General features: G+C 42.0%; 25 protein-coding genes, 4 tRNA genes and 3 rRNA genes. 10 read left to right on the top strand and 22 right to left on the bottom strand.

The window, feature by feature from the left end; translation table 11 throughout:
- A complete protein-coding gene (locus NKR21_RS02985) occupies window positions 1-693 on the bottom strand; it encodes a BRO family protein (RefSeq protein WP_253602419.1) in 693 nt (230 codons plus the stop codon).
- On the bottom strand, window positions 690-995 hold the full coding sequence (locus NKR21_RS02980) for a helix-turn-helix transcriptional regulator (protein WP_253602418.1): 306 nt from the start codon (window positions 993-995) through the stop codon (window positions 690-692). Before NKR21_RS02980 ends, NKR21_RS02985 begins: the two co-directional genes overlap by 4 nt.
- Window positions 996-1061: 66 nt before the next feature.
- Here NKR21_RS02980 and NKR21_RS02975 point away from each other — a divergent pair, with 66 nt between their 5' ends.
- Window positions 1062-1373 carry a hypothetical protein gene (locus tag NKR21_RS02975; RefSeq protein ID WP_253602417.1) on the top strand — a complete coding sequence of 104 codons (312 nt, stop codon included), beginning with the start codon at window positions 1062-1064 and terminating at the stop codon, window positions 1371-1373.
- On the opposite strand, the gene NKR21_RS02970 is transcribed toward NKR21_RS02975, so the two are convergent.
- Both NKR21_RS02970 and NKR21_RS02965 read right to left on the bottom strand, forming a co-directional pair.
- Window positions 1370-1513, bottom strand: a complete 144-nt coding sequence (locus NKR21_RS02970; protein ID WP_253602416.1) for a hypothetical protein — start codon at window positions 1511-1513, stop codon at window positions 1370-1372. The genes NKR21_RS02975 and NKR21_RS02970 overlap by 4 nt on opposite strands.
- A 23-nt stretch (window positions 1514-1536) precedes the next feature.
- A complete protein-coding gene (locus tag NKR21_RS02965) occupies window positions 1537-1761 on the bottom strand; it encodes a helix-turn-helix transcriptional regulator (RefSeq protein ID WP_098676748.1) in 225 nt (74 codons plus the stop codon).
- A 162-nt stretch (window positions 1762-1923) separates the two neighbouring features.
- On the opposite strand from NKR21_RS02965, the gene NKR21_RS02960 reads away from it, so the two are divergent.
- The 4 genes from NKR21_RS02960 (at window position 1924) to NKR21_RS02945 (ending at window position 5336) form a co-directional block, all read left to right on the top strand.
- On the top strand, window positions 1924-2274 hold the full coding sequence (locus tag NKR21_RS02960) for a helix-turn-helix domain-containing protein (protein WP_144482357.1): 351 nt from the start codon (window positions 1924-1926) through the stop codon (window positions 2272-2274).
- A 360-nt stretch (window positions 2275-2634) separates the two neighbouring features.
- Window positions 2635-3567 carry a hypothetical protein gene (locus NKR21_RS02955; protein WP_253602415.1) on the top strand — a complete coding sequence of 311 codons (933 nt, stop codon included), beginning with the start codon at window positions 2635-2637 and terminating at the stop codon, window positions 3565-3567.
- Window positions 3568-3632: 65 nt separating this feature from the next.
- Window positions 3633-4136, top strand: coding sequence for an ImmA/IrrE family metallo-endopeptidase (locus tag NKR21_RS02950; RefSeq protein WP_253602414.1), 504 nt, complete (start codon window positions 3633-3635; stop codon window positions 4134-4136).
- A 12-nt stretch (window positions 4137-4148) separates the two neighbouring features.
- Window positions 4149-5336 (top strand): tyrosine-type recombinase/integrase, encoded by a 1188-nt coding sequence (locus NKR21_RS02945; RefSeq protein ID WP_212046616.1) that lies wholly within the window; start codon window positions 4149-4151, stop codon window positions 5334-5336.
- An 83-nt stretch (window positions 5337-5419) separates the two neighbouring features.
- Here the strand turns inward: NKR21_RS02945 and groL are convergent, their stop codons facing one another.
- Window positions 5420-7054, bottom strand: a complete 1635-nt coding sequence (groL, locus tag NKR21_RS02940) for a chaperonin GroEL (protein ID WP_144456893.1) — start codon at window positions 7052-7054, stop codon at window positions 5420-5422.
- Between the two features lie 55 nt (window positions 7055-7109).
- Window positions 7110-7394: a co-chaperone GroES gene (groES, locus tag NKR21_RS02935; protein ID WP_003214120.1), complete on the bottom strand. Its 285-nt coding sequence runs from the start codon at window positions 7392-7394 to the stop codon at window positions 7110-7112.
- Between the two features lie 230 nt (window positions 7395-7624).
- Here groES and NKR21_RS02930 point away from each other — a divergent pair, with 230 nt between their 5' ends.
- Genes NKR21_RS02930 through NKR21_RS02920 form a run of 3 tightly spaced genes read left to right on the top strand, consistent with a single transcriptional unit; the run spans window position 7625 to window position 9233 of the window.
- Window positions 7625-8359: a CPBP family intramembrane glutamic endopeptidase gene (locus NKR21_RS02930; protein ID WP_144456895.1), complete on the top strand. Its 735-nt coding sequence runs from the start codon at window positions 7625-7627 to the stop codon at window positions 8357-8359.
- On the top strand, window positions 8356-8550 hold the full coding sequence (locus tag NKR21_RS02925) for a YdiK family protein (protein ID WP_003213897.1): 195 nt from the start codon (window positions 8356-8358) through the stop codon (window positions 8548-8550). Before NKR21_RS02930 ends, NKR21_RS02925 begins: the two co-directional genes overlap by 4 nt.
- Before the next feature lie 56 nt (window positions 8551-8606).
- A complete protein-coding gene (locus tag NKR21_RS02920; RefSeq protein WP_144456897.1) occupies window positions 8607-9233 on the top strand; it encodes an NUDIX hydrolase in 627 nt (208 codons plus the stop codon).
- Window positions 9234-9271: 38 nt separating this feature from the next.
- Here NKR21_RS02920 and tatC read toward each other — a convergent pair whose 3' ends face one another.
- Genes tatC through moaC form a run of 4 tightly spaced genes read right to left on the bottom strand, consistent with a single transcriptional unit; the run spans window position 9272 to window position 11410 of the window.
- Window positions 9272-10036, bottom strand: coding sequence for a twin-arginine translocase subunit TatC (tatC, locus tag NKR21_RS02915; RefSeq protein ID WP_144456899.1), 765 nt, complete (start codon window positions 10034-10036; stop codon window positions 9272-9274).
- Between the two features lie 6 nt (window positions 10037-10042).
- Window positions 10043-10222 (bottom strand): twin-arginine translocase TatA/TatE family subunit, encoded by a 180-nt coding sequence (locus NKR21_RS02910; protein ID WP_012009077.1) that lies wholly within the window; start codon window positions 10220-10222, stop codon window positions 10043-10045.
- 27 nt (window positions 10223-10249) lie between these two features.
- A complete protein-coding gene (locus tag NKR21_RS02905; RefSeq protein WP_012009076.1) occupies window positions 10250-10903 on the bottom strand; it encodes a redox-sensing transcriptional repressor Rex in 654 nt (217 codons plus the stop codon).
- Window positions 10904-10918: 15 nt separating this feature from the next.
- Window positions 10919-11410 (bottom strand): cyclic pyranopterin monophosphate synthase MoaC, encoded by a 492-nt coding sequence (gene moaC, locus NKR21_RS02900; RefSeq protein ID WP_012009075.1) that lies wholly within the window; start codon window positions 11408-11410, stop codon window positions 10919-10921.
- Between the two features lie 139 nt (window positions 11411-11549).
- On the opposite strand from moaC, the gene abc-f reads away from it, so the two are divergent.
- Entirely contained in the window at window positions 11550-13472 is a 1923-nt protein-coding gene (abc-f, locus tag NKR21_RS02895; RefSeq protein WP_144456902.1) for a ribosomal protection-like ABC-F family protein, read from the top strand.
- Window positions 13473-13743: 271 nt separating this feature from the next.
- Here the strand turns inward: abc-f and tsaD are convergent, their stop codons facing one another.
- The 12 genes from tsaD to NKR21_RS02835 all read right to left on the bottom strand — a co-directional run bounded on the left by tsaD (window position 13744) and on the right by NKR21_RS02835 (window position 22999).
- On the bottom strand, window positions 13744-14772 hold the full coding sequence (tsaD, locus tag NKR21_RS02890) for a tRNA (adenosine(37)-N6)-threonylcarbamoyltransferase complex transferase subunit TsaD (protein ID WP_144456905.1): 1029 nt from the start codon (window positions 14770-14772) through the stop codon (window positions 13744-13746).
- Window positions 14765-15193: a ribosomal protein S18-alanine N-acetyltransferase gene (gene rimI / locus NKR21_RS02885; protein ID WP_088004291.1), complete on the bottom strand. Its 429-nt coding sequence runs from the start codon at window positions 15191-15193 to the stop codon at window positions 14765-14767. The genes tsaD and rimI overlap by 8 nt, the downstream gene beginning before the upstream one ends.
- A gap of 25 nt (window positions 15194-15218) precedes the next feature.
- Window positions 15219-15908, bottom strand: a complete 690-nt coding sequence (tsaB, locus tag NKR21_RS02880; protein WP_144456906.1) for a tRNA (adenosine(37)-N6)-threonylcarbamoyltransferase complex dimerization subunit type 1 TsaB — start codon at window positions 15906-15908, stop codon at window positions 15219-15221.
- A complete protein-coding gene (tsaE, locus tag NKR21_RS02875; RefSeq protein ID WP_253602568.1) occupies window positions 15889-16356 on the bottom strand; it encodes a tRNA (adenosine(37)-N6)-threonylcarbamoyltransferase complex ATPase subunit type 1 TsaE in 468 nt (155 codons plus the stop codon). The genes tsaB and tsaE overlap by 20 nt, the downstream gene beginning before the upstream one ends.
- Before the next feature lie 22 nt (window positions 16357-16378).
- Complete coding sequence (gene thiL, locus NKR21_RS02870) at window positions 16379-17356, bottom strand: thiamine-phosphate kinase (RefSeq protein ID WP_144456910.1); 978 nt, start codon at window positions 17354-17356, stop codon at window positions 16379-16381.
- A 277-nt stretch (window positions 17357-17633) separates the two neighbouring features.
- A tRNA-Asp gene (locus tag NKR21_RS02865) sits at window positions 17634-17710 on the bottom strand.
- 4 nt (window positions 17711-17714) lie between these two features.
- Window positions 17715-17791, bottom strand: a tRNA-Met gene (locus NKR21_RS02860).
- Between the two features lie 22 nt (window positions 17792-17813).
- Window positions 17814-17929 (bottom strand): 5S ribosomal RNA (rrf, locus tag NKR21_RS02855).
- A 61-nt stretch (window positions 17930-17990) separates the two neighbouring features.
- Window positions 17991-20921: ribosomal RNA gene (locus NKR21_RS02850) — 23S ribosomal RNA — on the bottom strand.
- A gap of 182 nt (window positions 20922-21103) precedes the next feature.
- Window positions 21104-22652, bottom strand: a 16S ribosomal RNA gene (locus NKR21_RS02845).
- Together the 16S, 23S and 5S rRNA genes with 4 tRNA genes alongside form the textbook arrangement of a ribosomal RNA operon.
- A 185-nt stretch (window positions 22653-22837) precedes the next feature.
- A tRNA-Gly gene (locus NKR21_RS02840) sits at window positions 22838-22911 on the bottom strand.
- An 11-nt stretch (window positions 22912-22922) separates the two neighbouring features.
- Window positions 22923-22999: transfer RNA gene (locus NKR21_RS02835), tRNA-Arg, on the bottom strand.
- 369 nt (window positions 23000-23368) lie between these two features.
- On the opposite strand from NKR21_RS02835, the gene gltP reads away from it, so the two are divergent.
- Window positions 23369-24619 (top strand): glutamate-aspartate/proton symporter GltP, encoded by a 1251-nt coding sequence (gltP, locus tag NKR21_RS02830; RefSeq protein WP_144456916.1) that lies wholly within the window; start codon window positions 23369-23371, stop codon window positions 24617-24619.
- The last annotated feature ends 19 nt before the right edge of the window (window positions 24620-24638 follow it).

Below are 24638 nucleotides of genomic sequence, written 5' to 3'. Positions count from 1 at the left end.
CTAGGAAACCCTGCGCGGAACCCAGTTAACAATGTAATTCACAGCTACTTGCATATCTTTTCTTTTTAAATCTTTATAGCTGGATACGGCGAAACGATCTTTAATTTCTCGATGCAGTTCACTGAATAGCCGTTTTCTTTCTGATCCATCTTCTGTAAAACTGTAAACCCTAGAAGCAACGGCTTTTTGAATCCGTCTTTGTTCACCATGATCAAGTGTGATCTGCTCATCCACTTTGGTGTTCAATTCAAGGATTTTCTTTTCATGAGTAGTTAATTTCTTAGACATTTCATCCTGCCGTTGTGATGTTTCTAATAAGAGTTTAAGAGACTCAATTCTCTGTTCTCTTTCAGTGAGAGCTTTTGGTCCACCATATTGACCGGTTTGTCTGATTGTTGGAATAACATCGTGTGTGATCCAACGCTTAAATTGTTTTGCTTCTGGTTTGCGGCTACTCAAGATGAGAGCATATAGACCTGGTTCATTTACTGCTGCTAATTCTTGCGATCCACCAAGGGTGTCGGTTAAAACTACTCCCTTTTCGTCTTCATCAAGTCGGGAAAGAGCATCACGATTGTTTTTGATTTCCAAGACTTCGCACAAGTCTTTTGCAACAAACCAAGGTTGTCCATCTTGAATAACTGTTCGAATCTCTTGATCCTGATAATTGAAAATCTGTTGTAATTGGTTCACGCTGTAACCTCCTGAATGTACGAGGAATTATTTTTAATCCATTCAAAAACCTCATCTCTTGGGTACCTAGCTTGAATTTGAGTGAGTTTAGGAAAATCAGGTCTAGCTGTTATTTTTGATACCGTTGGTCTTTTGACTGACAGAATTTGTATTAAATGATCGACATTTAAAACGGGTGGATATGAGTATTTTTTCATCCCGTCTTCAACACCCTTTTCATAAGCTGCCTGAAACAATTTTTGCATTTGATCTTGAAACACGGCGGCTGTCATTTCATCAAAAGTGATAACTGTCTGTGGCATGATTCAACCTCCTATTGGATTTTTCTACCTTTCAGCCGATAATATTTCTGAAAGGTGGTGAAACATATGGAAATCAAAGGGTTTAAAGAATTTGAAAAACAACTCGAAAAAATGTCTAAAGCTGCTGATGATCTTCAAGGATCTAACGACGTTCCTTTAGAAGAGTTGTTGACAGATACTTTTTTGAGAAAAAACACTAATTTTTCATCCTACAATGAATTTGAAAGTGGAGAGATTTTCTCAAAGCATGAAAACTTAGATCAAATACCTGAAAATGAATTAGATGATTATGTTTTAAATAACACTAAATTCAGTTCATGGAGAGAAATGCTTGAAACAGCTAGTACTGAGTATGTGGCTAGAAAGCTTGGTTTTTAATCAATTTTCACATTAGGTTTAAATGATTCAATTTGACTAAGTGTTTGTTTGAGTTGTTCGATTTGGTACCCAGCCTTATCGAGCAACTCTTTCAATTCAGGTTGGTTTGTTACATGAAGACTTACATTATTTTTTTCCATGCTCATGCTCCTTTCAAATTGAATTATGCTGTGTTTGTATGAGAATCTTGTCCTTTTTGATTTAAAAAAAGAGCTTTTATATCCGCACCTAAAATTTCACTGACTTTAAACGCATCATCCATTTTAGGTTTAGAGTACCCGTTCTCCCAATTAGAAATAGTTGATTTCTTACAATTGAGTTTAAAAGCAAGCTCTTCCTGCGTTAAGCCTTTGGCTTTTCTAGCTTGAACCAATTTGAGATTTTTCATCATGCTCACCACCTTTGTATAAGATTCTTGTACTTGTTGATTTCATTATAAGTATAAGAATCTTGTATGTCAACATAAAAGTATGAGTTTCTTATACTTTTGTTTAGTAAGCTTTTCTTTATAGTACAATAAACTTGTACTTTTAAATTGGAGGAAACTGTCATGCTCTCTAAACGATTAAAGAGTGTCAGAAAGAATAAAGGATTAACACAAGAAGAGTTAGCTAAACGTGTTAAAACAACAAAAGGAACTATAAGCAATTATGAAAACGGCCATAGTACGCCATCTAATGAAATGCTAAAAGATTTGGCCGATGCATTAAATACAACTACTGATTATCTACTTGGCAGAACCGAAAATATTTCCTCGGAACAAGTTGAATATGATTTAAACGATCCTGAATTACAGATTGCTTTTAAAGCTGCATCTGATTTTTCAGAGGAAGCCAGAAAACAAACAATAGACTTTATCAATTACATCAGAGAGAAGGAAAAAAAGATGGGTAGAAAATAAAAGTTTTGGATATGCAAATAAATCCATTTAAACATCATTTCCGGAGCATTTGAGAGATTTTAATAAGCATTTAGATCAAATATACCCGCATGGTATAAAAATGTCCGAGAAGGCAAATACGGCGTTTTTAATAAATTTAGATTTTATATGTGTTTTCCAATAAAACTCTTGCAATACAGATTAGAGTGTGTTATTTTTTAAAATCTTTTTATTTATTATTATTTAGTTTAATTAATACTGTAATTTTTACAGTAATACCTTCAGTTGAACAGCTATTCAACTGTAATTTTTACAGTAAAGTCTACAATTGAATGACTGTTCAACTGTAAAAATTACAGCGATAAAAGGGGTGTTTTACAGATGAGTGAAAAGAAGAAAAAGAATCACAATCAAATTGTCGCAGAATACATAGAACGGCATAATTATAAAAAAGGAGACTTAACAAACGGCAGTATAAAGGGGTATGGAGCATTAGATATTACATTAATATCTGTACACAATGTAGGATTTGATGTCTTTTTAATAAAAAATGATAATGTTCATAATGTGGAATCTTTTAAGTGGGAACAATTTTCACAAACAGATATTGATAAATTTGCTCTTAGCACCGAATTTGCATTGACTGGTGAAAAAGAAATCACTTTAAAACTTGCAGATGACAAACCCTTTTACTCACAACTTGAAGAACACAATATTAAGATGATTCTCAAAAAAAGAAAGTGGCAAAATAAAATTTTAGGGTTCCGCTCTCAAAGTAAATTCAAGATGATTATTGCAACGATAACATACTTAACAGCACTGTCATTAATTGTAGTGCCTATCATTGCATACAACCTCCCAGGCGCTAAACACGAACGTGCAGCCATTGAAGAGGCTAAAATAAAACAAGAAGCAGCCGAAAAGGAAGATAGAGAAAAAGAAGCTGTGGAGGCCGAAGAATTCAACAAAAAACAGGCCGCTAATAAGAAAGAACAAGAAGAAAATATTAAAGAATTAGAGATTGATACTAAAGATCGCCTTAAAGAATATGTAGACAATAGCGATGGCCTATTATTCAAAATTGAACCTATGACTAACAGTTGGGAACATGTTTATGCATTTGTATCAGAAAATTTTAAAACCATGTCTTCATATGAAAAAGAATCATGGGTTAGTGAAGCTGGATTAGATATTAAAAATAGAATTAAAGGCGGCGGAATAGCTGAAAACCCCCGAATTTATTTTGTTTATAAAGATCAATCAAAGCTAGCAGTTCCTGACACATTCAATGAATCTTATAAAATTAAGGATTAGCCTATTAAAAGGCTTTTCTTTTCAAACAAAAACAGAACGCACATTCTCATTTTAGGGGTGGACAAATGAAGGGACTATCTCATTTAGAAGAAGAAGTGAAGAAAATATACACAAAAATAAACATGCTTACGCCAGAGTTAATTGATATGGAACTTATAGCAGCTTCACTAAAAATATGGCTTCACTTTGAAAGAAGGCCTAGTGTCCTTTTTTGCGTGAATGGCTCGTACAGCATGGTTATTGATAAACGTTTAAATAAAAAACAACAATGGGAAGATTTTGGTCATGAGTTATGTCATGTAATTAAGCACTACGGGAACCAGTTTGATATGCACAAGCTCTTTCGAGAGTTGCAAGAATACCAGGCTAATAGTTTTATGTACCATTTCTGTGTGCCATCCTTTATGCTTCAAAAGTTGAACCTGCCTTCTTTGCAATCTGAAGCAATAAAGCTAATTGGTGACACCTTTAATGTGACTTATTCTTTTGCCGCTGCCCGCTTAGAGATGTATAGAAGAAAAAGCTTTGCTTTTGCTTTATACGAGAGATCCTTAAAACAAATTAATTGAGGAGGATTAATTATGGGAAGACTTCAAAAATACGAGACTAAAAAAGGCGACCGCTGGATGTTTATAATTGAGGATGGAGTAAATCCGCAAACTGGCAAGCGGCAAAGGATTGTAAGAAGAGGCTTCACTAAAAGAAAACATGCAGCTGATGCTATGATCGATTTGGAATACATTCTCGGTAAGGCAAAATTAGACTTAAAAAATGATATCACCTTCAAAGACATGGCCGCTGAATGGTTAGATGTTTACAGTAACACGGACAGAAAAGTTAGCACCATTAGAGTTAGAAAGCATGAAATTGGTCATTTAAATAAATTCTTCGGTTTTCGTAAGCTCAAGGATATTACTAAAAAAATGTATCAGGATGCTATAACGAGTTTGAAAGTCGAGAAGAAGCTATCAGAAAACACGATATCTGGTATACACGGTACCGCAAGAATGATTTTCAAACGAGCTTTAGAACAAGATTTGATCTTTGTTGATCCATCTGCATTTGCTTACTTGCCAAAAGATAAGAAGACAGTCGAAGAAATTGAAAATGAAAAAATAGAAGAAAAATACTTTGAGAAGAATGAATTAAAACACTTTTTAGATACTGCATATCATTTAAATTTTGAGTATTACGTTATGTTCTACTTGTTAGCTTGGACTGGTTTAAGAGCTGGTGAGCTTGCTGCTTTAAAGTGGTCAGATATTGATTTCAAGGAATGTACCATCAGTGTTACAAAAACTTATTACAATCCAAGTAACAGCACCAAAAAATATACTCTCCTACCTCCTAAAACTAGTGGCTCCATCAGAAAAATTGATGTTGAGAGTGAAGTTTTACAAGCAATTAATAAATTTCGGATTCAACAAAATGAAATTAAAATGCTAATGAAACATGAATGGCATGATCATAATTTTGTTTTCGCCAGAATTAAGGGACCTTATTGGGGTTATCCTCACTTTATTAAGACTATTGAAAATAGGTTTAATGCAGTTCTAAAAAAGTCAGGTATACAGAAGAAACTAACTCCTCATTCTTTAAGACACACCCATACTTCACTTCTTGCTGAGGCTGGTGTGGATCTTCAAAGGATAATGGATAGACTTGGACATACAGAAGATCAAACAACAACCAAAATATACCTTCACATAACAAAAGACCGAAAAAAAGAAGCTTCTCAAAAGTTCGGAGAACTAATGAAAAGCCTCTAATTTATCTATGTGGCATCAAAATGGCACCAAAATGAGTGTGACTTACGGATAAACCCTTATTAATCAAGGGTTTAATTCCGTAATTACATCATTCCACCCATACCGCCCATGCCGCCCATATCTGGCATTCCGCCGCCTGAGCCGCCTTCTTCTGGTTTGTCAGCAACGACTGCTTCAGTTGTTAGAAGCATTGCTGCTACAGAAGCTGCGTTTTGAAGTGCAGAGCGAGTTACTTTTGTTGGGTCAACGATTCCTTTTTCGATCATGTTTATCCATTCGTTTGTTGCTGCGTTGAAGCCTACGCCAATTTCTTCGTTTTTCAAGCGCTCAACGATGACTGATCCTTCAAGACCTGCGTTGTGAGCGATTTGACGAATTGGCTCTTCAAGAGAACGTAGAACGATGTTCACACCTGTTTGAACGTCACCATCTGCTTCGATTGAAGCGACTTTTTTGTATACATTCACAAGTGCTGTACCACCACCGGAAACGATACCTTCTTCAACTGCTGCACGAGTTGAGTTGAGTGCATCCTCGATGCGTAGTTTACGCTCTTTTAGTTCTGTTTCAGTTGCAGCACCAACTTTGATGACAGCGACGCCACCAGCTAGTTTAGCAAGACGTTCTTGTAATTTTTCTTTATCGAATTCAGAAGTTGTTTCTTCAACTTGTGCACGGATTTGGTTCACACGTGCTGCGATTTGAGCAGAATCTCCTGAGCCTTCTACGATGGTTGTGTTTTCTTTTGTCACAACGACTTTAGACGCGCGGCCAAGCTGACCGATTTCAGTTGATTTTAGGTCAAGTCCTAGGTCTTCTGTGATTAACTCTCCGCCAGTTAGAACAGAGATGTCCTCAAGCATAGCTTTACGACGATCACCGAATCCAGGTGCTTTTACTGCCACTGCGTTGAATGTTCCACGAAGTTTGTTCACAACAAGAGTTGCAAGTGCTTCGCCTTCTACATCTTCAGCAATGAGCAATAATGGTTTTCCTTGTTGTACAACTTGCTCAAGTACTGGAAGGATTTCTTGAATGTTTGTGATCTTTTTATCAGTGATTAAGATGTAAGGATTTTCAAGAACTGCTTCCATCTTATCAGAATCCGTCACCATGTATGGTGAAGCATATCCGCGGTCAAACTGCATTCCTTCAACCACTTCAAGCTCAGTTGTGAATCCTTTAGATTCTTCGATTGTGATCACGCCGTCGTTACCTACACGCTCCATTGCTTCAGCAATTAGGCTTCCAACTTCTTCATCTGCTGCAGAAATAGACGCAACTTGAGCAATTGATTCTTTGCCTTCGATTGGTTTAGAAATCTCGTGCAAGCCTTCAAGAGCTACTTTCACTGCTTCTTCAATCCCTTTACGAACGCCAACAGGGTTTGCACCAGCTGTTACGTTTTTAAGACCTTCACGGATCATCGCTTGAGCTAGAACTGTTGCAGTTGTTGTACCGTCACCAGCTACGTCGTTTGTTTTGCTTGCAACTTCAGCCACAAGTTTCGCACCCATGTTTTCAAATGCATCTTCTAATTCGATTTCTTTTGCAATCGTTACACCATCGTTTGTGATAAGTGGAGAACCGAATTTTTTCTCTAGAACTACGTTACGTCCTTTAGGTCCTAAAGTGACTTTTACAGCATCTGCAAGTGCATCTACACCACGTAACATCGCGCGACGTGCTTCTTCACTGAACTTAATATCTTTTGCCATAATAACGAAACCTCCTCAGTCTTTTTAAAAATTTATTTCAAAGTTTTTTATGTGATTAACCAATAACAGCTAAAATGTCGCTCTCACGAAGGATTAAATATTCTTTGCCTTCATATTTCACTTCAGTGCCTGCATATTTTGAGAAGATAATGCGGTCGCCTGTGTTTACTTCTAACGCAACGCGCTCACCACTTTCAAGTACACGACCTGAACCTGCTGCAACAATTTTACCTTCTTGCGGTTTTTCTTTTGCAGAATCCGGTAACACAATACCGCTAGCGGTTTTTTCCTCAGATTCAACGAGTTCAATGATTACGCGATCGCCTAATGGCTTTAACATAAGAAACAACCTCCTCAATTTTTATATGTAGTCTTTTTTTAGCACTCATCACCAGTGAGTGCTAACACATTTATTATAATAAAGAATGTCTTCTGCAATTTCAAGTAAAAACCTTTAAAAATTTTTACGCTTTCATGATCTTTTTTCAACTCAGATTCTTTCCTTTTCATCGAAAAAGAAGACTTGTGTTACAATAAATCTAGTTCTTTTAGTAAAGGGGTTTTCGTTACTTGAAAAAACAATATTGGTACATCATCTTAACGTATATATTGGTGCAGCTTTCTGCGATTCCTTATGTGTTCATCATGAAATGGTTAGGCTACATTCAGACACCGATGACACAAGCAGAGCTCTCTAAATTGTCAGGTACATGGACAATCATTAGTTTCTGTGTCGGATTAATCATTATTCTGCTCATTCTTCGGACTGTGCCAAAAGCTTCACTTCGAAATGAAGCACCGGCTTCAGTCGGCGCGGCAATCGTTTGGATCATTGTCGGTTTCTTTCTTTCCCTCTTTGCACAATCAATTGCGGGGGCGATTGAACAATATGCATTTGGCATTGGCCGAGAATCCGAAAATACTCAAAACATTTTATCCATTATGGATGCAGTTCCATGGCTTGTGATTGTCATCGCCCTGATTGGACCGATATTGGAGGAAATCATTTTTCGAAAAATCATCTTTGGTGTGGTTTATGAAAAAACGAATTTTTTCATTGGAGCACTTGTCAGTTCAGTGGTTTTCGCTGCTGTACACAATGATTTCCCACATATCTTGCTCTATACCGCAATGGGCTTTACCTTTGCCTTTTTATATGCGAAAACAAAACGAATCATTGTTCCAATCGGTGCTCATATGCTGATGAACTCGCTCGTTATTCTTGTGCAAATTGAGCCAGTAAGAAAAATGATTGAAGAACAATCTCAAACAATGCAAATGATTATTGGAGGCTTTTTCTCATGAGAAACCCTGTTGTATGGGGCATCATTTATTTTGCCGTAGGTGTGGCTTTCACGTATATGGCCATTCAAAATCCAGGTGACATGTGGTCATTTTACAGCATTTTGCTGATGGTGTTTGCGGCCTATAATATCAATATCGCGCTTAAAATGTTTGCCTTCTCTGTCAAACTCAAAAAACAGCAGCAAAAATAAATCAAAAACCATTTTCCGTACGTGGGAAATGGTTTTTTTATGGGGGACACGTTTTCATGGAACAAGAAAAACTGAACATCTTAAATGAGCAGCATGAAACGATTGGAGTCGCTGCCCGATCAGATATCCACGCCCAAGGCCTTTGGCATGAAACCTTTCACTTCTGGCTTCTTAAAAAGGAACATGACATTATGTATCTCTATTTTCAGCTAAGAAGTCCCGTAAAAAAGGATTTTCCTTTTCTGTTTGATATCACCGCAGCAGGTCATCTTCTTGCAAATGAACAGCCTTTTGACGGTGTGAGAGAGGTAGAAGAAGAGCTTGGTCTTACTGTCCCTTTTGAAGATCTAGCCTTTGCAGGTGTTATACAGGATGAAATCCATCTACACAATTTTACTGATCGTGAATTTTGCCATGTCTATCTTTACGTCCATCCAGAAGAGCAGATGAACATTCAATTACAAAAAGAAGAAGTCGCTGGACTTTACAGAGCAAAGCTAATGGATGCACAGCAGCTATTCACTAGAAAAATTGACAACATGAAGCTGGAGGATTTTGAAATTGATAAAGCCGGAGAACGACGTAAGGAAAGCAAAGTAGTCAGTGTAAAAGATTTTGTCCCGCATGAACCCGCCTATTATGAGCATCTATTCCAAGCAATCAATCAATTCCTGTCAAAATAGAAAAAACATCGTGACCCTTATTTGGATCACGATGTTTTTTATGAGACATCATAATTTTCTTTCTCCTCTGTCTCTATTTGCTGCATTTTACGATAGGTCACTCTCGAAATGACAATACTCACTTCGTACAATACGAGCATCGGCAAAGTAACCATGAGGTGGGAAACGATCTCTGGCGGTGTAATCAGTGCGGCAATGACAAGGAGGACAAAATAGGCATACTTCCGTATTTTTGATAAAAACATCGGTGTGATGATGCCAAGTCTTGTGAGAAACATCAACACAACGGGCATCTGAAACAAAAAGCCAAATGGAAGTGTTAACTGCATCAGAAATGTAAAATACTCATGAATCCCAATGACTTGCTCTACATTTAAATCATTCGACATCCGTATCATAAAATCAACGACAAACGGAAACAAAATAAAATAAGAGAAAGCCACACCGCTTAAAAATAAAAGCAGTGCAATCGGAATATAAGCAAGTGTCACCTTTCTTTCTTTATCATATAAGCCAGGGCTCACAAACGCCCATAGCTGATACAAAATCACGGGACACGTCAAAACCAAAGCAATGACAAATGCGAACTGCATAAACACGTACAGAGGATCTGTGAGCTTAAACGCGTTCAGCGTCAGTGTTGCCGCTTCATCCGTATTTTGTAAATACACAATGACCGGCTTAGCGAGAAAAAAACCTGCCACCATAAAGGCAACAAAGAACATCGCAATGACCACTAAACGTTTTCGCAGTTCCACAATATGCTCCATAAGCGGCATATCTTTGACATTCATGAAGCTCATCCTATTCTACTGATCTTCTTTTTTCTTATTTTCTTCCTGATCATCAGCTAAACCCTTTGTGGCATTTTTGAATTCACGTAATGTATCTCCTGCTGCTCTTCCTAATTGAGGAAGCTTTTTCGGCCCAAAAATAATGAGCGCAACAATCGCAATCAGAACCAAACTTCCAGGACCAATCGGACCCATTTGCTCCACCCCCTTTACCCCTTTTCGTCAATCCTCCTGTGTAATAGAGTAATGCTTTAAGAAATACACAAGAGACTGAAGTTCAACCGCCAAATCTATATGATGAATTCGAATGTGTTCCGGCACATTCAATCGGGCCGGCGTAAAATTAAGGATCCCTTTGATGCCAAGGGCAATCAAACGATCTGTAATGGGTTGAGCTGCTACGGCAGGTACTGTCAAAATGGCAACAGGTATATCTCCTACCTCTTGAACATGCTCTTCAAGCTTATCCAAATCATAGACAGGCACGCCGCCTATCTCACTACCTATTTTACTCTCATTGACGTCAAAAGCCATTGAAATTTTTGTATTATTATTTTTGATGAAATTATAGTGTAAAAAAGCAGTCCCTAAATTCCCGACACCGATGAGCATGACATTGGTCATTTCATCTTGGTCAAGTGTCTTTCTGAAGAAAGTCAAAAGGTAATCGACATTATAGCCATACCCCTTCTTCCCAAGTGCACCAAAGTACGAAAAATCTCGGCGAATGGTAGCAGAATCCACTTTGACTGCATCACTAAGCTCTGCCGATGAGACCCTTTGTTTTCCTGATGCATGCAGATTTTTTAAAAAACGGTAATATAGCGGCAAACGTTTGGCTGTCGCTTGTGGAATTTTTGACTGATCTATATTCATATAAGGTCCTCCAACTTAAATATCAGATGCTCTGTGAAAATCACCGTTTTTCCCGCCTGTCTTTTCAATTAAATAGGTAGGACCGATGATCATGCCTTTATCAATCGCTTTGCACATGTCGTAAACGGTCAGTGCACATACTGAAGCAGAGGTGAGCGCTTCCATCTCCACACCCGTACTTCCTTTTGTTTTCACCTGTACTTGTATGTTCAGAATGTGCGCATTTCCGTCTTCCTCCCAATCAAAGGAGATATCCACTCCTTTTAATGCAAGCGGATGACACATTGGAATAATGGTAGATGTTTGCTTTGCTGCCATAATGCCAGCAACCTGTGCAACAGACAGCACATCCCCTTTTCCAATTTCACGTTGCTCTATTTTATGAAACACTTCTTTTATCATACGAACACTTGAAGCAGCAACAGCGGTTCTCATAGTAGATGATTTGTCACTAATGTCGACCATCTTTGCTCTTCCTTGTTCGTTAAAGTGGCTAAATTGACTCATCTTTTCAACGCTCCCTCACTCAAATGATACACTATTTTTTCCTATCTGTCTTTCATTTGAATATGGCGATTGTATGTAATATTTGCTGGTTTACTGCTGATAAGCTACACTTAACATATTATAGCAGAGGTGAAGTTACATGATGATTCTACAAGTGAATCAGCTGTCCAAATCGTTTGGTGCTGATACCGTTTTAACGAATATAAAATTGGAAGTGAAAGCAAGGGATCGGATTGCCATTGTAGGTCGTAACGGCGCAGGCAAATCCACCCTTTTGAAAATCATTGCCGGTCAATTGTCTTACGAACAAGGTGAGATCATCAAACCGAAAGACCTATCGATCGGCTATTTAGCACAGCATACCGATGTGACGTCTACACGTACGTTAAAAGACGAATTATTATCGGTTTTTGATCATTTAAAAAAAATGGAACAAGAGATGAGAACCATCGAGGAGAAAATGGCTTCTTCCACAGGTGCCGAGCTGGATTCCCTTATGAAAACCTACGACAGGCTACAGCAGGAATTTAAAGATCAAGGCGGCTATCAATACGAAGCAGACGTCCGCTCCATTCTTCATGGACTCGGCTTTAGTCACTTTGAAGATGAGACAACCGTTCAATCCTTAAGCGGTGGTCAGAAAACCCGTCTAGCGCTTGGAAAGCTCTTATTAATGAAACCACAACTCTTAATTCTGGACGAGCCGACCAACCATTTAGATATTGATACCTTATCATGGCTGGAGCAGTATTTGCAAAATTATACAGGCGCTATTCTGATCGTGTCCCATGATCGCTACTTCTTAGACAAAGTGGTGAACCATGTATATGAAGTTTCAAGAACGGCCATGAAAAAGTTTGCAGGCAACTATAGTAAGTATCTTGACCTGAAAGCTGAGCAACTAGAGCGTGATATGAAGCTTTACGAAAAGCAGCAAGAAGAAATCTCAAAGCTTCAATATTTCGTAGATCGCAATCTAGCAAGAGCCTCAACCACAAAGCGCGCCCAGAGCAGACGCAAGCAGTTGGAACGGATGGATCGTTTAGATAAGCCATTAGGTGATGAAAAATCCGCAAACTTTCATTTTGATATTACGAGACAAAGCGGCAATGACGTACTAAAGGTACATGATCTAGACATTCGTTATGATGAAAAAACACCGCTTCTATCCTCTCTTTCATTTCAGATCAAACGCGAGGATAGCGTGGCACTCATTGGTCCTAATGGGATCGGGAAATCAACCCTTTTAAAAACGTTAACGAACACATTAAAGACTGCAAAAGGCGACATCACCTTTGGATCTCATGTCACCATTGGCTACTATGACCAAGAACAAGCCAAACTGACATCCTCCAAAAAAGTGCTCAATGAGCTTTGGGATGACTATCCTCACATGAATGAAAAAGACATTCGGACATGTTTAGGGAACTTCCTCTTTTCCGGTGACGACGTCTTAAAGCCCGTTCATGCATTAAGCGGTGGAGAAAAAGCGCGCCTTGCCCTAGCAAAGCTGATGCTCCAAAAAGCCAATTTCCTGATACTTGATGAGCCTACGAACCATTTGGACTTAGATAGTAAGGAAATTTTAGAAAATGCGCTCATTGATTATCCGGGAACTATCTTATTTGTCTCGCATGACCGTTATTTTATCAACCGCCTAGCAACGAAAGTATTCGAGCTGTCACCTACAGAAACAAGAGAGTATCTCGGTGACTATGACTACTATCTTGAAAAGAAAAATGAACAATTAGAGCTTGAGGCGATTCAAGAAAATGAGGCGCTTAAAAAACAAGCAGCAAAGCCAGTTGAAACAGCAAAGCTTTCTTATGCAGAAGAAAAAGAACTAAAAAAGAAAGAAAGACAAAAGCTGCGTAGAATCGAGGAAATTGAAGAACGGATTGCTATCATTGAAGCGAAGCTTGGTGACAATGAAGAGCTTCTATGTGATCCTGCTATTTTTCAAGATCACGAGAAGGTCCAAAACATTCAAATAGAAAATGATACATTTCATCAAGAGCTCGAATCCCTTTTCGCAGAGTGGGAAGAGCTATCCGAATCTTAATGGGCGCCCTAATGGGTGCTCTTTTTTCTTTTAGTGGAGATTTCTTATCCACATTAGTATCCACAATAAGTTCTTTATTATTCTTTTGAAAAATAGACTTATCCACTTTGTCCACAGATATTTAGCCACATATCCACATAAAAGATCATATTTATGCACATCTACATCATTTTATAACGAAATTTTCTAACAATTGTGGATATACCCGGATTGCTTGTGAATAAATCGCTTTCATTAAAAATGAAAAAAACCTGTGTATCCACAGGCGTTTTCATTCATATGAGACAAGTGGTAAGCCCGGCTGGCCATTCATCGCCATATCGCCTCTTATTCCTCTCTCAAACGCAATGGTTCCAGCAGCAGCGATCATGGCTGCATTGTCTGTACAAAGAGATAACGGAGGAACAATGACCTTCACGTCAGGAAGCTTTGTGAATGCTGTCGTTAAGGCTTCTCTCAGACCTTTATTGGCAGCGACGCCACCAGCTAGGACAACCTGCTTGACGCCATAGGCCTCTGCCGCTTTTAATGTTTTTCCAACGAGCACCTCAATGACACTTGCTTGAAAACTTGCTGCCAAATTCTCTGGAGCAATTATTTCACCTTTTTGAGAGGCATTGTGTAGTGTGTTAATAACAGCTGATTTTAATCCACTAAAGCTAAAGTGATAAGAGCCTTCTTCAAGCCATGCTCGTGGAAGCTTAATCGTTGGCTCTCCTTCATGTGCTAACCGATCAATATGAGGTCCGCCTGGATACGGAAGACCCATCGTCCGGGCCACTTTATCGTAAGCTTCTCCAGCCGCATCATCTAATGTTTCTCCGATCACCTCAAATGATCCGTGCTCTTTCATTAGTACAAGCTCAGTATGTCCTCCAGAAACAACAAGAGCCAAGCATGGAAACTGTAATTCATCTACAAGTTGATTTGCATAAATATGCCCCGCAATATGATGTACACCAACAAGAGGAATTTGATGGGCAAAGCTCAGTGCCTTGGCTGCATTGACACCAATCAGAAGGGCGCCAACTAAGCCTGGTCCTTCTGTAACAGCAATGGCATCTAAATCTTGAAAGCTCATATTGGTCTGTGTCATCACTTCTTCTAACACGATAGTAACTTGCTCCACATGATGCCTTGAAGCGATTTCTGGGACAACACCGCCAAATCGTTTATGGCTTTCTATTTGCGACGCGACTACATTCGCTACAATTTCTTTCCCATTTTTCACAATAGATGCAGCTGTTTCGTCACAGCTTGTCTCTATACCTAATATGAATCGATCTGTTTGTTCACTCATTTATATTCACCCACATGACCAATGCATCTTCCCCATTATCCGTATAATAATTCTTTCGAATAGAAGCTGGTCTGAAACCAAGCTTTTCATAAAGGGATTGTGCAGGTGTATTTGAAACCCGCACCTCTAAAGAAAGATGATCTGTCTTTTTTTCTTTACAAAAATCCATGACATATCGCAGCAATGCTTCCCCGTAACCCTTTCCTCTATGCTCAGGGAGAATTGCAATGTTCGTAATTTGTGCATCGTCCATGACGATCCAGACCCCGCAATACCCAACAGGTTGCTCATCTTCTTCAATGAGAAAATAATGGCTGTACTGGTTATGAAGAATCTCATAGACAAATGATTCTTTTTTCCAAGGGGCAGTAAACGAATGCACTTCAATCGTATACACCTCTGGAATGTCCGCTACCGTCATTTTTCGAATCTCTGTTATGTTGAGATTATTTTTGTCCTTCAAGCCATTTCACTTCCGCTTCTGCCATACGAATATAGTTAGGAACAAGCTGATGGACATCTTCATCAGGACGATCTGTCCCTAAAAAGGCAAGCATTGAAGGTCTTGGGTTATGAAAAGCTCCCTCTGCAATCACAGCCGTTTCTCCTAAAATGGAGCGAATGCTCTCTTCATGAAGATGCACATCCTGTCCAAGGAATAGGACAGGCTTTCCTGTCTTTTTCAGCTCATGAAGCCAATCCGTGAGCAAGATATTTTGGTCTTGTTTGATCTCTTGGATTTTTCCTTCTTCAAACATATATAACCCAGTATAAACTTGTCCTCTTCTCGCATCAAATAGTGGTGAGATCCATCCATCAAAGTATTGACCATTTGCCGCAAGTGTTTCTAAACTCGAAACAGCCGATATCGGGATAGACAGCGTCCATGCGAGTGTTTTTGCAATGGTCACACCGATTCGAACGCCAGTGTAGGAACCAGGTCCTTTTGCTACAACAATTTTACTTAGTTCACTTGGCGCTACACCACATTCTTTCATCAATGCCTCAACAGTCGGCATCGCTCGGACGGAATGGTTCTTTTTTAAATACGTAATACTTTCACCAATCACTGTGGAATCTTTGACAAGGGCAATTCCTAGTGTATGGTTTGACGTATCAATTGCCAGTATGGTCAAATTCTTTCATCTCCTTACAAAGGGTCTCATAGCGTTCCCCTTTTGCACTAAACGTAAGTTGACGTTCTTCTTCACGTTCTGTTCTTAGCATTTCTATTTTCAAATAGGAGGAAGGTAATTGAGGTCCAATGAGATGTGCCCACTCAACCAAGCATACACCTTCGCCCTCAAAATATTCTTCAAGACCGATATCTTCTTCCGCATCTTCCATGCGGTACACATCCATATGATAAAGTGGCAGTCTGCCATCGGTATATTCTTTAATAATCGTAAAGGTAGGGCTGTTGACAATACGGGTAATCCCTAAGCCTTCTGCAAAGCCTTTTGAAAAAGTCGTTTTGCCTGCGCCTAAATCCCCTTCTAATGTCAAAACATCGCTCGGCATCACAAGTTTGGCCAAAGCAGCGGCAATTCGTTTCGTCTCATCCGCACCTTTTGTCGTCCACATTAATTTCACAGTGGGTGTCACCTCATTTCTTAAAATGATTATATCCTTTTTTCATTAACATTGTTTGCTGTTCATTGTCTTTTAATAGAACGCTTGCTGCCTGATCATCTTTGACTTGTCCAATACGTTTGACTTGAATGTCTTTTTTTCTACATTGCATTTCAAAGCTATCCCAATCAGCCTGTGGAATTGTACCAGTTAATACAAAGTCTTCCCCACCAAATAACACCCATTCCAGCCAGTCTTTACGCAGGACTGGTAAATCTGGATGTATGGGGAGCTTATTTGCATCTATCTCTATCGTCACATGACTCGCTTCGGCTATCTCATTCAGCTCACTCGCTAATCCATCACTCACATCATTTAAGGAGACCCGCGGGTAACTTGAGCAAATGAGACCAGCTGCAATGTGAGGCTGAGGTTTTTTATGACGCTCTAGAAAAAAGGCTGTGTCGACTGCCTTGGGAGAGTCTAATTCGTTCATTAAAAGTGATAAGCCCGCAGCGGATGAACCAAGCTCACCTGTGACAAAGACGATGTCTCCTGTCTGAGCACTGTGACGATAACAAGCTTTCCCTTTTGGTACCTCGCCAATGACTGTCACTGTAATGACAAAGTCACTGTGAGTGGCAACCGTATCTCCACCAATCAAATCCATTTGATAAGTATCAGCCAATGCTTTCATTCCCTCATAAAGAGCTGACACGACCGTCTCATCACCATGAGGTGGGATAGCAATTGAAACAAGATAATACTTTGGAGCTCCTCCCATTGCGGCGATATCACTGACATTGACCGCTAGTGCTTTAAAGCCAATCTCAAAAGGTGTGGAAAAATCAAAGCGAAAATGAACATGTTCCACCATTGTATCAACACAAACGACCTCTTCACAATGTGAATGAGGTTGATAAACACTTGCATCATCACCGATGCCCATAACCAAAGAACGCTGATGTGTTTCTGTTGGTGTAATTCGGCGAATAAGATCAAATTCATTCATAAAAAGACAGCCCCTTCATGCAATCAAATGATTGAGTAGACACGATGTCAGAAATAATTAGTATTAGTGTAAGCCAATATGAGTTTCAGTTTCAATGAAAAATGATATAAAGAAAGCCTGGTATGAAAAAACCAGGCTGGGTTGAAGTGATCTATCTTTTCTTTTTACATAACATGTAGCCAAACATAAAGCCTTTCAATATATCTTGGATACGTATAAAAAGAAAAAGACATAAAAAAAAACGAAACTATACGTTTTCGTTTACAAGTCATAAAAATGGCGGTCCGGACGGGACTCGAACCCGCGACCTCCTGCGTGACAGGCAGGCATTCTAACCAACTGAACTACCGGACCAATTTGGTTGCGGGGGCAGGATTTGAACCTGCGACCTTCGGGTTATGAGCCCGACGAGCTACCGAACTGCTCCACCCCGCGACGATATAAATATAAATAACAAGCTTGGCGGCGTCCTACTCTCACAGGGGGAGACCCCCAACTACCATCGGCGCTGAAGAGCTTAACTTCCGTGTTCGGTATGGGAACGGGTGTGACCTCTTCGCTATCGCCACCAAACCTGATGGAGAGAATGTTCTCTCAAAACTAGATAACAATGTTCAAACTTCACAATAGAATATAGGTTAAGTCCTCGATCTATTAGTATCTGTCAGCTCCACGTGTCACCACGCTTCCACCTCAGACCTATCAACCTGATCATCTTTCAGGGATCTTACTTCCTTGCGGAATGGGAAATCTCATCTTGAGGGGGGCTTCATGCTTAGATGCTTTCAGCACTTATCCCGTCCGCACATAGCTACCCAGCGATGCCCTTGGCAGAACAACTGGTACACCAGCGGTGCGTCCATCCCGGTCCTCTCGTACTAAGGACAGCTCCTCTCAAATTTCCTGCGCCCGCGACGGATAGGGACCGAACTGTCTCACGACGTTCTGAACCCAGCTCGCGTACCGCTTTAATGGGCGAACAGCCCAACCCTTGGGACCGACTACAGCCCCAGGATGCGATGAGCCGACATCGAGGTGCCAAACCTCCCCGTCGATGTGGACTCTTGGGGGAGATAAGCCTGTTATCCCCGGGGTAGCTTTTATCCGTTGAGCGATGGCCCTTCCATGCGGAACCACCGGATCACTAAGCCCGACTTTCGTCCCTGCTCGACTTGTAGGTCTCGCAGTCAAGCTCCCTTGTGCCTTTACACTCTGCGAATGATTTCCAACCATTCTGAGGGAACCTTTGGGCGCCTCCGTTACATTTTAGGAGGCGACCGCCCCAGTCAAACTGCCCACCTGACACTGTCTCCCTGCCCGATAAGGGCAGCGGGTTAGAAGGTCAATACAGCCAGGGTAGTATCCCACCGATGCCTCCACCGAAGCTAGCGCTCCGGTTTCCAAGGCTCCTACCTATCCTGTACAAGCTGTACCAACATTCAATATCAGGCTGCAGTAAAGCTCCACGGGGTCTTTCCGTCCTGTCGCGGGTAACCTGCATCTTCACAGGTACTATAATTTCACCGAGTCTCTCGTTGAGACAGTGCCCAGATCGTTGCGCCTTTCGTGCGGGTCGGAACTTACCCGACAAGGAATTTCGCTACCTTAGGACCGTTATAGTTACGGCCGCCGTTTACTGGGGCTTCAATTCGCACCTTCGCTTACGCTAAGCGCTCCTCTTAACCTTCCAGCACCGGGCAGGCGTCAGCCCCTATACTTCGCCTTACGGCTTCGCAGAGACCTGTGTTTTTGCTAAACAGTCGCCTGGGCCTATTCACTGCGGCTTCTCGGGGCTTTAACACCCTAAGAAGCACCCCTTCTCCCGAAGTTACGGGGTCATTTTGCCGAGTTCCTTAACGAGAGTTCTCTCGATCACCTTAGGATTCTCTCCTCGCCTACCTGTGTCGGTTTGCGGTACGGGCACCTCTCACCTCGCTAGAGGCTTTTCTTGGCAGTGTGGAATCAGGAACTTCGCTACTAAATTTCGCTCGCCATCACAGCTCAGCCTTCACGGGAAACGGATTTGCCTATTTCCCAGCCTAACTGCTTGGACGCGGATATCCAATACCGCGCTTACCCTATCCTCCTGCGTCCCCCCATTGCTCAAATGGTGAGGAGGTGGTACAGGAATATCAACCTGTTGTCCATCGCCTACGCCTTTCGGCCTCGGCTTAGGTCCCGACTAACCCTGAGCGGACGAGCCTTCCTCAGGAAACCTTAGGCATTCGGTGGACGGGATTCTCACCCGTCTTTCGCTACTCATACCGGCATTCTCACTTCTAAGCGCTCCACCAGTCCTTCCGGTCTGACTTCACAGCACTTAGAACGCTCTCCTACCACTGTTCGTTAGAACAGTCCGCAGCTTCGGTGATACGTTTAGCCCCGGTACATTTTCGGCGCAGAGTCACTCGACCAGTGAGCTATTACGCACTCTTTAAATGGTGGCTGCTTCTAAGCCAACATCCTGGTTGTCTAAGCAACTCCACATCCTTTTCCACTTAACGTATACTTTGGGACCTTAGCTGGCGGTCTGGGCTGTTTCCCTTTCGACTACGGATCTTATCACTCGCAGTCTGACTCCCAAGGATAAGTCATCGGCATTCGGAGTTTGACTGAATTCGGTAACCCGGTAGGGGCCCCTAGTCCAATCAGTGCTCTACCTCCGAGACTCTTACCTTGAGGCTAGCCCTAAAGCTATTTCGGAGAGAACCAGCTATCTCCAGGTTCGATTGGCATTTCACCCCTACCCACACCTCATCCCCGCACTTTTCAACGTGCGTGGGTTCGGGCCTCCATTCAGTGTTACCTGAACTTCACCCTGGACATGGGTAGATCACCTGGTTTCGGGTCTACGACCACGTACTCATGCGCCCTATTCAGACTCGCTTTCGCTGCGGCTCCGCATCTTCTGCTTAACCTTGCACGGGATCGTAACTCGCCGGTTCATTCTACAAAAGGCACGCCATCACCCTTTAACGGGCTCTGACTACTTGTAGGCACACGGTTTCAGGATCTATTTCACTCCCCTTCCGGGGTGCTTTTCACCTTTCCCTCACGGTACTGGTTCACTATCGGTCACTAGGGAGTATTTAGCCTTGGGAGATGGTCCTCCCGGATTCCGACGGAATTTCACGTGTTCCGCCGTACTCAGGATCCACTCTGGAGAGAACAACATTTCAGTTACAGGGCTGTTACCTTCTTTGGCGGGCCTTTCCAGACCTCTTCGCTTATATCGTTCCTTTGTAACTCCGTATAGAGTGTCCTACAACCCCAAGAGGCAAGCCTCTTGGTTTGGGCTGTTCCCGTTTCGCTCGCCGCTACTCAGGGAATCGCATTTGCTTTCTCTTCCTCCGGGTACTTAGATGTTTCAGTTCCCCGGGTATGCCTTCTCATACTCTATGTATTCAAGTATGGATACTACTCCATTACGAGCAGTGGGTTTCCCCATTCGGAAATCTCCGGATCAAAGCTTGCTTACAGCTCCCCGAAGCATATCGGTGTTCGTCCCGTCCTTCATCGGCTCCTAGTGCCAAGGCATCCACCGTGCGCCCTTTCTAACTTAACCATTTCTTACTTTAGAAAGAATCACTATGTGTGATGAACTTTGCATTGCATTCAATGTGAATGTATTACTTATTGTTATCTAGTTTTCAAAGAACAATCCTGTCTCGCTAGAGACATGTTTTGAAGGAATGATCCTTCAAAACTAAACAAGACGAAAACGCACGCTGCTCCATATATCCTTAGAAAGGAGGTGATCCAGCCGCACCTTCCGATACGGCTACCTTGTTACGACTTCACCCCAATCATCTGTCCCACCTTCGGCGGCTGGCTCCATAAAGGTTACCTCACCGACTTCGGGTGTTACAAACTCTCGTGGTGTGACGGGCGGTGTGTACAAGGCCCGGGAACGTATTCACCGCGGCATGCTGATCCGCGATTACTAGCGATTCCAGCTTCACGCAGTCGAGTTGCAGACTGCGATCCGAACTGAGAACAGATTTATGGGATTGGCTAAACCTTGCGGTCTCGCAGCCCTTTGTTCTGTCCATTGTAGCACGTGTGTAGCCCAGGTCATAAGGGGCATGATGATTTGACGTCATCCCCACCTTCCTCCGGTTTGTCACCGGCAGTCACCTTAGAGTGCCCAACTAAATGCTGGCAACTAAGATCAAGGGTTGCGCTCGTTGCGGGACTTAACCCAACATCTCACGACACGAGCTGACGACAACCATGCACCACCTGTCACTCTGTCCCCGAAGGGAAAGCCCTATCTCTAGGGTTGTCAGAGGATGTCAAGACCTGGTAAGGTTCTTCGCGTTGCTTCGAATTAAACCACATGCTCCACCGCTTGTGCGGGCCCCCGTCAATTCCTTTGAGTTTCAGTCTTGCGACCGTACTCCCCAGGCGGAGTGCTTAATGCGTTAGCTGCAGCACTAAGGGGCGGAAACCCCCTAACACTTAGCACTCATCGTTTACGGCGTGGACTACCAGGGTATCTAATCCTGTTCGCTCCCCACGCTTTCGCTCCTCAGCGTCAGTTACAGACCAGAGAGTCGCCTTCGCCACTGGTGTTCCTCCACATCTCTACGCATTTCACCGCTACACGTGGAATTCCACTCTCCTCTTCTGCACTCAAGTTTCCCAGTTTCCAATGACCCTCCCCGGTTGAGCCGGGGGCTTTCACATCAGACTTAAGAAACCGCCTGCGAGCCCTTTACGCCCAATAATTCCGGACAACGCTTGCCACCTACGTATTACCGCGGCTGCTGGCACGTAGTTAGCCGTGGCTTTCTGGTTAGGTACCGTCAAGGTGCGAGCAGTTACTCTCGCACTTGTTCTTCCCTAACAACAGAGCTTTACGATCCGAAAACCTTCATCACTCACGCGGCGTTGCTCCGTCAGACTTTCGTCCATTGCGGAAGATTCCCTACTGCTGCCTCCCGTAGGAGTCTGGGCCGTGTCTCAGTCCCAGTGTGGCCGATCACCCTCTCAGGTCGGCTACGCATCGTCGCCTTGGTGAGCCATTACCCCACCAACTAGCTAATGCGCCGCGGGTCCATCTGTAAGTGACAGCCGAAACCGTCTTTCATCCTTGAACCATGCGGTTCAAGGAACTATCCGGTATTAGCTCCGGTTTCCCGGAGTTATCCCAGTCTTACAGGCGGGTTACCCACGTGTTACTCACCCGTCCGCCGCTAACATCCGGGAGCAAGCTCCCTTCTGTTCGCTCGACTTGCATGTATTAGGCACGCCGCCAGCGTTCGTCCTGAGCCAGGATCAAACTCTCCGAGGTATGCAGGATGCATATCACACATGCGTTGTCGCTACACGATGTAGCGAACTTAGCATGTGATCATTTCCTGCCTCGTCAGCGTTTGACTGACTACCTATGATGTTTCATAGGATTTTTTTATAAAAACTCGAATTAACAGGTACGTTTTGTCTTGTTTAGTTTTCAAAGGTCATATTTCAAAAAAATGGAGCGGGTGATGAGAATCGAACTCACGACATCAGCTTGGAAGGCTGAGGTTTTACCACTAAACTACACCCGCGTGGTTTGTATTGGCGCGCCCGAGAGGAGTCGAACCCCTAACCTTTTGATCCGTAGTCAAACGCTCTATCCAATTGAGCTACGGGCGCTTAATCAGGCGACTTAATTATCTTAACATATCGTTTTTATCAAGTCAACATCTTTTTAAAATTTGTTTGCCGCATGTGTTTGAATGTCTTTGTTTCAAATACGTCATCAGCGACGAATAAAAATATACCATGGATCATACAAAAGGGTCAATACATTTTTCTAAAAAAGTTTCATGTTTTTTAAGAAGTTGTTTTTTCTTAGATAAATAGAGATGCGATAGCCCTATTTTCTTCTCTTCCTTCATAATTCTAATGATTCTTAAATAAAATCTTTCTAAATCCAAAAGAGGACAAAACATGGTCACATAGAATTTTTATTTATTGGAAAATTCTTAAAATTTTCCAAACTTTTAAAGGGGGTAGGAGATGATGAAAAAGTTCGTCGCTTTTCAAATCATGGTCGCTTTGGTGATAGGAGCTCTTATCGGACATTTCTTTCCTGACTTCGGGATGGCCCTCAGGCCAATCGGAGATGGGTTCATCCGATTGATTAAAATGATCGTTGTTCCTATCGTTTTCTCTACCATTGTCATTGGTGCAGCTGGCAGTGGTGGCATGAAGAAGATGGGCAGCCTTGGATTAAAGACGATCATTTGGTTTGAAGTCATCACAACCATCGTTCTAGGAATTGGTCTATTGCTGGCTAATGTTCTAAAGCCTGGCGTTGGCCTCGACTTCTCTAAATTAGCTAAGAAAGATATTGGTGAATTAGATGGCTATACTCAGAAAGTCGTGGACTTTAAACAAATGGTACTCGATATCATTCCAACGAATATTGTGGATGTCATGGCACAAAATGATTTACTTGCTGTCATTTTCTTCGCCATATTATTTGGTGTAGCCGCAAGCGGCATCGGTAAGGCATCCGCTCCTGTTCTCACCTTCTTTGAATCAGTGGCACAAATTATGTTTAAGCTAACGCAGATGGTCATGGTGACAGCACCTATTGGAGTGCTTGCATTAATGGCTGCTTCCGTTGGTCAATATGGCATTGTGTTATTAATCCCAATGATGAAGCTTGTAGGTACTGTATTTTTAGGATTATTCATTATTCTCTTTGCTTTGTTCCCTCTAGTCGCACTGATCTTCCGTTTTAACTACTTCGAAGTGTTAAAAATGATATGGGATTTGTTCTTGGTTGCCTTCTCTACTACAAGTACAGAAACTGTCCTTCCTCAGCTTATGTCACGAATGGAGAAATACGGCTGTCCGAAAAGAATTGTCTCCTTTGTCATTCCATCTGGTCTTTCTCTCAATTGTGATGGGTCCAGTTTATATTTATCGGTTTCCTGTGTGTTCCTTGCACAAGCGTTTGGTGTCGACATGAGTTTGTCACAGCAGCTTTTGATGATGCTTGTTCTTGTATTAACGAGTAAAGGGATTGCAGCGGTGCCATCCGGTTCACTCGTCGTTCTTTTGGCAACCGCACATGCAGTTGGTCTCCCAGCAGAAGGCGTCGCCATTATTGCCGGTGTCGATCGAATTATGGATATGGCACGAACAGGTGTGAATGTTCCAGGTCATGCCGTTGCGTGTATTGTCGTATCAAAATGGGAGAAAGTATTCCGCGAATCTGCTTGGGAAGTTCCAAAAGCAGGTGAGGAAACAAAAGGGATGTAATGTTATATGTATGAAGGAA

Origin of the sequence: Bacillus sp. 1735sda2, from assembly GCF_024159245.1 — a bacterium.
GTDB classification, from domain to species: domain Bacteria; phylum Bacillota; class Bacilli; order Bacillales; family Bacillaceae; genus Bacillus; species Bacillus pumilus_O.
The sequence above is the reverse complement of the archived record's forward strand: the minus strand, read 5'-3'. Positions and strand labels throughout refer to the sequence as shown.

Excerpts from the sequence above, each read along its gene's own strand:
- gltP (WP_144456916.1), top strand. The coding sequence starts at position 23,369 with ATGAAAAAGTTCGTCGCTTTTCAAATCATGGTCGCTTTGGTGATAGGA.
- groL (WP_144456893.1), bottom strand. The coding sequence starts at position 7,054 with ATGGCAAAAGATATTAAGTTCAGTGAAGAAGCACGTCGCGCGATGTTA.
- abc-f (WP_144456902.1), top strand. The coding sequence starts at position 11,550 with ATGATGATTCTACAAGTGAATCAGCTGTCCAAATCGTTTGGTGCTGAT.
- NKR21_RS02950 (WP_253602414.1), top strand. The coding sequence starts at position 3,633 with ATGAAGGGACTATCTCATTTAGAAGAAGAAGTGAAGAAAATATACACA.
- tsaE (WP_253602568.1), bottom strand. The coding sequence starts at position 16,356 with ATGTGGACGACAAAAGGTGCGGATGAGACGAAACGAATTGCCGCTGCT.
- rimI (WP_088004291.1), bottom strand. The coding sequence starts at position 15,193 with ATGACGGTAGCGGACATTCCAGAGGTGTATACGATTGAAGTGCATTCG.
- NKR21_RS02905 (WP_012009076.1), bottom strand. The coding sequence starts at position 10,903 with ATGAATATAGATCAGTCAAAAATTCCACAAGCGACAGCCAAACGTTTG.
- tsaD (WP_144456905.1), bottom strand. The coding sequence starts at position 14,772 with ATGAGTGAACAAACAGATCGATTCATATTAGGTATAGAGACAAGCTGT.
- NKR21_RS02925 (WP_003213897.1), top strand. The coding sequence starts at position 8,356 with ATGAGAAACCCTGTTGTATGGGGCATCATTTATTTTGCCGTAGGTGTG.
- tatC (WP_144456899.1), bottom strand. The coding sequence starts at position 10,036 with ATGAGCTTCATGAATGTCAAAGATATGCCGCTTATGGAGCATATTGTG.
- NKR21_RS02980 (WP_253602418.1), bottom strand. The coding sequence starts at position 995 with ATGCCACAGACAGTTATCACTTTTGATGAAATGACAGCCGCCGTGTTT.
- NKR21_RS02955 (WP_253602415.1), top strand. The coding sequence starts at position 2,635 with ATGAGTGAAAAGAAGAAAAAGAATCACAATCAAATTGTCGCAGAATAC.
- NKR21_RS02910 (WP_012009077.1), bottom strand. The coding sequence starts at position 10,222 with ATGGGTCCGATTGGTCCTGGAAGTTTGGTTCTGATTGCGATTGTTGCG.
- thiL (WP_144456910.1), bottom strand. The coding sequence starts at position 17,356 with ATGAATGAATTTGATCTTATTCGCCGAATTACACCAACAGAAACACAT.
- moaC (WP_012009075.1), bottom strand. The coding sequence starts at position 11,410 with ATGAGTCAATTTAGCCACTTTAACGAACAAGGAAGAGCAAAGATGGTC.
- NKR21_RS02945 (WP_212046616.1), top strand. The coding sequence starts at position 4,149 with ATGGGAAGACTTCAAAAATACGAGACTAAAAAAGGCGACCGCTGGATG.
- NKR21_RS02965 (WP_098676748.1), bottom strand. The coding sequence starts at position 1,761 with ATGAAAAATCTCAAATTGGTTCAAGCTAGAAAAGCCAAAGGCTTAACG.
- groES (WP_003214120.1), bottom strand. The coding sequence starts at position 7,394 with ATGTTAAAGCCATTAGGCGATCGCGTAATCATTGAACTCGTTGAATCT.
- NKR21_RS02920 (WP_144456897.1), top strand. The coding sequence starts at position 8,607 with ATGGAACAAGAAAAACTGAACATCTTAAATGAGCAGCATGAAACGATT.
- NKR21_RS02970 (WP_253602416.1), bottom strand. The coding sequence starts at position 1,513 with ATGGAAAAAAATAATGTAAGTCTTCATGTAACAAACCAACCTGAATTG.
- NKR21_RS02960 (WP_144482357.1), top strand. The coding sequence starts at position 1,924 with ATGCTCTCTAAACGATTAAAGAGTGTCAGAAAGAATAAAGGATTAACA.
- NKR21_RS02975 (WP_253602417.1), top strand. The coding sequence starts at position 1,062 with ATGGAAATCAAAGGGTTTAAAGAATTTGAAAAACAACTCGAAAAAATG.